This window comes from Streptomyces sp. FH025 (assembly GCF_017427025.1).
Classification (GTDB): domain Bacteria; phylum Actinomycetota; class Actinomycetes; order Streptomycetales; family Streptomycetaceae; genus Kitasatospora.
In genome coordinates this window covers 1-6,300 of record NZ_JAFLNG010000458.1, presented here as the reverse complement: position 1 = coordinate 6,300, position 6,300 = coordinate 1, and the positions used below count along the sequence as shown (strand labels likewise).

6 protein-coding genes are annotated in these 6,300 nt (G+C 74.5%); 5 read left to right on the top strand and 1 reads right to left on the bottom strand.

Annotation, left to right across the window (positions count from 1 at the left end; translation table 11 throughout):
• The 5 genes from J0670_RS26700 to J0670_RS26680 form a co-directional block, all read left to right on the top strand.
• Nucleotides 1-870: PDR/VanB family oxidoreductase (locus J0670_RS26700; RefSeq protein ID WP_207814231.1), on the top strand; the 870-nt coding region annotated here is incomplete at its 5' end.
• A gap of 59 nt (nucleotides 871-929) precedes the next feature.
• A complete protein-coding gene (locus J0670_RS26695) occupies nucleotides 930-1,937 on the top strand; it encodes a M24 family metallopeptidase (protein ID WP_307806705.1) in 1,008 nt (335 codons plus the stop codon).
• Complete coding sequence (locus J0670_RS26690) at nucleotides 1,934-3,652, top strand: SDR family oxidoreductase (RefSeq protein ID WP_207814229.1); 1,719 nt, start codon at nucleotides 1,934-1,936, stop codon at nucleotides 3,650-3,652. The genes J0670_RS26695 and J0670_RS26690 overlap by 4 nt, the downstream gene beginning before the upstream one ends.
• Nucleotides 3,653-3,780: 128 nt before the next feature.
• The gene (locus J0670_RS26685) at nucleotides 3,781-4,650 is read left to right on the top strand and encodes an aminoglycoside phosphotransferase family protein (RefSeq protein ID WP_207814228.1); all 870 of its coding nucleotides are present in this window, start codon (nucleotides 3,781-3,783) and stop codon (nucleotides 4,648-4,650) included.
• A gap of 56 nt (nucleotides 4,651-4,706) precedes the next feature.
• Nucleotides 4,707-5,324: a LysE family translocator gene (locus J0670_RS26680; protein ID WP_207814227.1), complete on the top strand. Its 618-nt coding sequence runs from the start codon at nucleotides 4,707-4,709 to the stop codon at nucleotides 5,322-5,324.
• Nucleotides 5,325-5,339: 15 nt separating this feature from the next.
• On the opposite strand, the gene J0670_RS26675 is transcribed toward J0670_RS26680, so the two are convergent.
• Nucleotides 5,340-6,300: XdhC family protein (locus J0670_RS26675; RefSeq protein ID WP_207814226.1), on the bottom strand; the 961-nt coding region annotated here is incomplete at its 5' end.

The window sequence follows — 6,300 nt, the reverse complement described above, 5'->3', positions numbered from 1 at the left end:
GCCGACCCGTCCGGCGGCTCGCTGCCACCCTGGCAGCCCGGCGCCCACCTGCGCCTCGCCCTGCCCTCCGGGCGCGAGCGCCACTACTCGCTCAGCGGCGACCCGGCCGACCGCCACGGCTACCGGATCGCCGTACGGCGGCTGCCCGAGGGCGGCGGCGGGTCCGTCGAGATCCACGACACCCTGCACCCCGGCGCCCGCCTCAGCGCCCGCCGCCCGCGCAACGGCTTCGCCTTCTGCGCCGAGCCCGCGGTCCTGCTGCTCGCCGGCGGCATCGGCATCACCCCCCTCCTCCCGATGGCCCGGGAGGCCCAACGGCACGGCCTCGACTGGCGCCTGGTCCACGTCGGCCGCAGCGCTGCCACCCTCCCGTACGCCGAGGAGTTGCGCGCCCTCGACCCGCGCCGCGTGGTGCTGCGCACCGACGACACGCACGGCGGAGTCCCCACCGGCGCCGAACTGCTGGCCCACGCCCCGCGCGGCGCCGCCGTCTACTGCTGCGGCCCGGCGCCGATGCTCACCGCCGTCCAGCGGGCCCTGGACGGATCCCCGGCCGCCGCCCTGCACTTCGAGCGCTTCGGTGCCGCCCCGATCACCGACGGCGAGCCCTTCGCCGTCCGTCTGGGCACCGACGGCCCGACCCTCGACGTCCCCGCCGACCGCTCCGCCCTGGACGTGCTGCGCGAGGCCCGCCCCGACCTCCCGTACTCCTGCCACCAGGGCTTCTGCGGCACCTGCGAGGTCCGCGTGGTCTCCGGCGAGCCCGACCACCGGGACCGCCGCCTCACCTCCGAGCAGCGCGCCGCCGGCGCCCTCCTGCCCTGCGTCTCCCGGGCCGCCGAGGGCGAGACCCTCGTGCTCGACCTCTAGAAGGAGCCCCGATGCCCCCGCTGGCGAAAGCGACCCCCGCGACGACCCCCGCGCCCTCCGTGTCCTCTGTGACCTCCGCGCCCTCCGCGTCCCGTGCGACCCCCGCCTTCCCCTACGCCGAGCGCGACCTCGCACGCTTCCGCGCGACCCAGCAACTCGCCTACGACTGCGCCGAACAGGTCGCCGCCTGGATCGAACCGGGGGTGACCGAGCGGCAGGCCACCGCCGAGCTGCGCCGCCGCCTGGTCGCCGCCGGCGTGCAGGACTTCTTCCACGTCCCCTTCGCCTGGTTCGGCGACCGTACGGCCTTCCGGCACTTCCACACCCCGCTCCAGTTCTTCGCCGGCAACCGCCGCCTGGAGGAGGGCATGCCGTACGTGCTGGACTGCGCCCCCATCGTGGACGGCTACACCGCCGACATCGGCTACGGCGGCAAGGTCGGTGAGAACCGGGTCTGGGACCGCCTGGCCGCCGACCTGAAGGTCTACCGCGAGCTGATCCTCGCCGAGGTGCGCGCCCGCAGGCCGCTGAACGAGGTGTACGCGGCCGTGGACGCGCAGATCGCCGCGCACGGCTACGACAACCGGCACCAGGTCTACCCGGGCCGGGTGATCGGCCACCAGGTCACCCGCACCACCGTGCGCGGCCCGGCCGGGGTGAATGTCTTCGGCTTCGGCGTGCGCACCCTCCAGACCCTCGGTCGCGAGCTCATCTCCGAACGGCTGCAAGGCCGTTCACCGCTCTGGGCGGACGGCCGGTCGTCCCGGCACGCGCCCACCCCGGGCCTGTGGGCGGTCGAGCCGCACATCGGCTTCCGCGGCGTGGGCATCAAGTTCGAGGAACTGCTGGTGGTCACCGAGGACGACGCCTACTGGCTCGACGACGACCTCCCGCACGTCCGCCGCTGGACCGCCGGGTCGACCGCCGACCGGACTTCCGTAGCGCCGACCGCTGCCGAGCCGACCGGCGCCGAGCCGACCGCTGCCGAGCCGACCGCTGCCGAGCCGACCGCTGCCGAGCCGACCGGCGCCGAGCCGACCGACGACACCCTGGAGGCCACCCGATGACGCCCCCCGTCCGCCGCCGCACCGTCCACTCGGGCGGCCTCCCGCTCGCCGTCTTCGAGCAGGGCGACCCGGCCGCCCCCACCGTCCTCCTCGTTCACGGCTATCCCGACACCCACGCCGTCTGGGACGACATCGCCGCCGACCTCGCCCGCGACCACCACGTGGTCCGCTACGACGTGCGCGGCGCCGGGGAGTCCGGCGTCCCCGCCGACCGAGCCGGCTACCGCCTGGCGCGGCTCGCCGAGGACCTGTTCGCCGTCGCCGACGCGGTCAGCCCGGACCGCCCGGTCCACCTGGTGGCCCACGACTGGGGATCGATCCAGTCCTGGGAGGCCGTCACCACCCCCGGCGCCGAGCACCGGATCGCCTCGTACACCACCATGTCCGGCCCCAGCCTGGACCACATGGGCTACTGGCTGCGCCACCGGCTGCGCCGCCCCACCCCCCGCCACCTCCGGCAGCTGCTCCACCAGGGCGCGCACTCCTGGTACATCACCGCCTTCCACCTGCCCTTCCTCGCCCCAGCCGTCTGGCGGCTCGGTCTGGCCCGGGCCTGGCCGCGGGTGCTGCGCGACCTGGAGCACGTCACCCCGCGCGCCGACCACCCGCAGCGTGGCCTGCGCCGCGACGCGGTCCGCGGCATCGAGCTGTACCGGGCCAACTTCCGCCCCACCATGGGAAGTCCGCGCGAGCGGCCGACCGAGGTGCCGGTCCAGCTGATCACCCTCACCCGGGACCGCTACGTCGGCACCTACCTCTCCGAGGGCCTGGAACGCTGGGTACCGGACCTGACCCGACGGACGCTGCACGCCGGCCACTGGTCGGCGCTGCTGGAGAAGGGAGCCACCGTGGCCGGCATGGTCCGCGAGTTCGCCGCCCGCACCGAGCGGGGCACGACGGAGGAGGGCGACGGCCGCCTGGTGGTGGTCACCGGCGGCGGCAGCGGCATCGGACGGGCCACCGCGCTCGCCTTCGCCGAGGACGGCGCCAGGGTGGTGGTCTGCGACCTCGACCTCGCGGCCGCCGAACGCACCGCCGAACTCGCCTCGCTGATCGGCCCGCAGGCGCACGCCTACCGGGTGGACGTCTCCGACGGCGCCGCGATGGACGCCTTCGCGCAGACCGTCGCCGCCGAGCACGGGGTGCCCGACGTGATGGTCAACAACGCCGGCATCGGCCACTCCGGGACGTTCCTCCAGACCACGGAGAAGGAGTGGCAGCGGGTCCTGGACGTCAACCTCTGGGGCGTGATCCACGGCTGCCGCGCCTTCGGCGCCCTGATGGCCGACCGCGGCCAGGGCGGACACATCGTCAACGTCTCCTCGGCCGCCGCCTACCTGCCGTCCAAGGCGCTCACCGCCTACGCCACCAGCAAGGCCGCGGTGTTCATGCTCTCCGACTGCCTGCGCGCCGAGTTCGTCGGCCACGGCATCGGCGTCTCCACCATCTGCCCGGGCATCGTCAACACCAACATCACCCGCACCTCCACCTTCTCCGCCACCACCGCGGCCGAGCAGTCCGCCAAGCAGGCCCGCGCCGCCAAGCTCTACGCGCGCCGCGGCTTCCCCCCGGAGAAGGTCGCCACCGCCATCCTGGCCGCCGTCCGCACCGGCAAGCCCGTCGTCCCCGTGACTCCCGAGGCCAAGGTGGCCCGCCTCCTCTCCCGCTTCAGCCCCGGCCTCCTCCGCCTCGCCGCCCGCCTCAACGTCACCTGAAACACCGGTCGAAACGCAGGTTGAAACACCGGTTGAAACACCGGTTGAAACGCCGGTTGAAACGCCGGTCAACGTCACCTGAAACACCGGCGGGGGCACCGAAGCGGCCGTCCGGATACGCTGACCCGATGATCGAGGACGGCGCTACGGACAAGGGCAGTGTGACCACGGTGCGGCGGATCGGCGAGACGATCCGCCGCCCGGTCGGCGAGTGGACGCCCGCGGTGCACGCCCTGCTGACCCACCTGGAAGCGGTGGGCTTCACCCGGGCCCCGCGACTCGTCGGCACCGACGGCAGTGACGAGGTGCTGTCGCTGCTGCACGGCGAACCCGCCTTCAGCCCCTGGCCGTCGGCCCTGCGGTCGACCGAGGGAATTGTCGAACTCGGGCGTTGGCTGCGGGAGTACCACGACGCCGTCCGGGACTTCCGGCCGCCGGCCGACGCGCGCTGGCAGGGTCAGGAGGAGGAGTGGCGGCCCGGCCTGGTCATCCGGCACGGTGACCTCGGCCCGTGGAACTCCATCTGGACCGGCGACCGACTGGCCGGCTTCATCGACTGGGACTTCGCGGCGCCCGGCCACGCCCTCGACGACCTCGCGCAACTCGCCTGGTACGCCGTGCCGTTGCGCCCCGTCGAGCAGCAGCGACGGGCATCGGTCACCGGTGCACCCGTCCTGCGCCGTCGCCTCAACGCCCTGTGCGCCGCCTACGGGGCGCAGCCGGCGGCGGTGCTCGACGCGCTGGACGCCGTCCAGTCCCGCGAGGGCGAGCGCATCGAACGGCTCGGCCGGCTCGGCCAGGAGCCGTGGGCGATGTTCCTCGCCCGCGGTGACGCGACCGAGATGGCGGCCGAGCGGTCCTGGCTCCGCGCCGAACGCACACTGCTCCTCGACGGCGACGGCGACGGCGACGGCGACGGCGCTAGCGCGGGCGACAGCGCCAGCGCGAGCGCCAGGGCCAGCACCAGCGCCAGGACCAGCGACGGTTCGGACACCTGAGCGCCGCCCGTACCGGCTGACGAGGGCCGCCCGAGGCTGTGAGAGCATCGAGGTCCATGGAGATGACAACCGCTCTGTGGTCCTTCGCCCTCGTCGTGGGGCTGCTCACCCTCACCCCCGGCCTCGACACCGCGCTGATCCTGCGGACCTCCGCACTAGGGCGGCGCAGGCAGGCGTGGGGGGTCGTGCTCGGGATCCAGACCGGGACGCTGATCTGGGGGACGCTGACCTCGGCCGGAGTGACGGCCCTGCTGACCGCCTCGCAGGTGGCGTACGAGGTGCTGCGCTGGGCCGGTGCCGCGTACCTGGTGTGGATGGGCATCGGGATGTTGCGCAACCGGGGTGGCGAGGCGGCGGTCGAGGAGGAGCCGGCCGAGGGCGGCTTCGGGTACGGCTGGCGGCGCGGCACGCTGACCAACCTGCTGAACCCCAAGGTCGGGGTGTTCTACGTGGCCGTGTTGCCGCAGTTCATCCCCGCCGGGGCCCCGCACTTCGCCGCCGGGGTGGCGCTGACCTGCGTCCACGTGGTGGAGGGCGTGCTCTGGTCGACCGTCCTGGTCGGCTTCGCCCAGGTGCTGCGCGGCTGGCTGCGCAAGCCGGCGGCCCGGCGCCTGATGGACCGGGTGACCGGCGCGGTGGTGGTGGGCTTCGGCCTGAAGCTGGCGTTCGACTGATCGGGACCGCCCGGCTCAGGCCGCGTGCGTCCGAGGGGCCTCGGGCTTGCCCGCCTCCGCCACGTCGTGGTGGATCGGTCCGTCCCCGGCGCTCAGCGGCAGGCAGCTGCCGCCGCGTCGGTGGGCGACGATCTCGGCGGCGACCGAGACGGCCGTCTCCTCGGGCGTGCGGGAGCCGAGGTCGAGCCCGATCGGGGAGCGCAGCCGGGCGAGCTCGGCGTCCGTCAGCCCGGCCTCGCGCAGCCGGGCCTCCCGGTCGCGGTGGGTGCGGCGCGAGCCCATCGCGCCGACATAGCCGACCGGCAGCCGCAGGGCGCGCTCCAGCAGCGGGACGTCGAACTTGGCGTCGTGGGTGAGTACGCACAGCACGGTGCGCCCGTCGATCCGGCCGAGCTGGGAGTCGAGGTAGCGGTGCGGCCAGTCGACGACCACCTCGTCGGCGTCCGGGAAGCGCCGCGCGGTGGCGAAGACCGGCCGGGCGTCGCAGACCGTGACGTGGTAGCCGAGGAACTTGCCCATCCGCACCACGGCGGCGGCGAAGTCGATCGCGCCGAACACCAGCATCCGCGGCGCCGGCACGTAGGACTCGACGAAGCAGGTGACCGTCCCCTGCTCGTGTTCGTCGCAGGGCCGCCCGTCCAGGCCGAGCACGATCCGCCCGGTGCGCCCGGCGTCCAGCATCGCCCGTGCCTCGGCGACCACCGCCCGCTCCAGGGCGCCCACCGTGGACGGGCCGACCGAGAGCGCCCCGAAGGCGCCGGAGGCGGTGACCGCGAGCGTGGCGCCGACCAGTCCGCCCGGTCCGGCGATCACCCGGGCGATCGCGACCGGCTCACCCGCGGCGACGCGGGCGATCCCGGCGTCCACCCCGGGATCCGCCCCGGGCACGATCGGCTGGACGAACACGTCGAGGATCCCGCCGCAGGTCAGCCCGACGGCGAAGGCGTCCTCGTCGCTGTAGCCGAACCGCTCCAGC

What these genes read in the sequence shown, in the direction of transcription:
- J0670_RS26685 (WP_207814228.1), top strand. Translation starts at nt 3,781, where the DNA reads ATGATCGAGGACGGCGCTACGGACAAGGGCAGTGTGACCACGGTGCGG.
- J0670_RS26690 (WP_207814229.1), top strand. Translation starts at nt 1,934, where the DNA reads ATGACGCCCCCCGTCCGCCGCCGCACCGTCCACTCGGGCGGCCTCCCG.
- J0670_RS26680 (WP_207814227.1), top strand. Translation starts at nt 4,707, where the DNA reads ATGGAGATGACAACCGCTCTGTGGTCCTTCGCCCTCGTCGTGGGGCTG.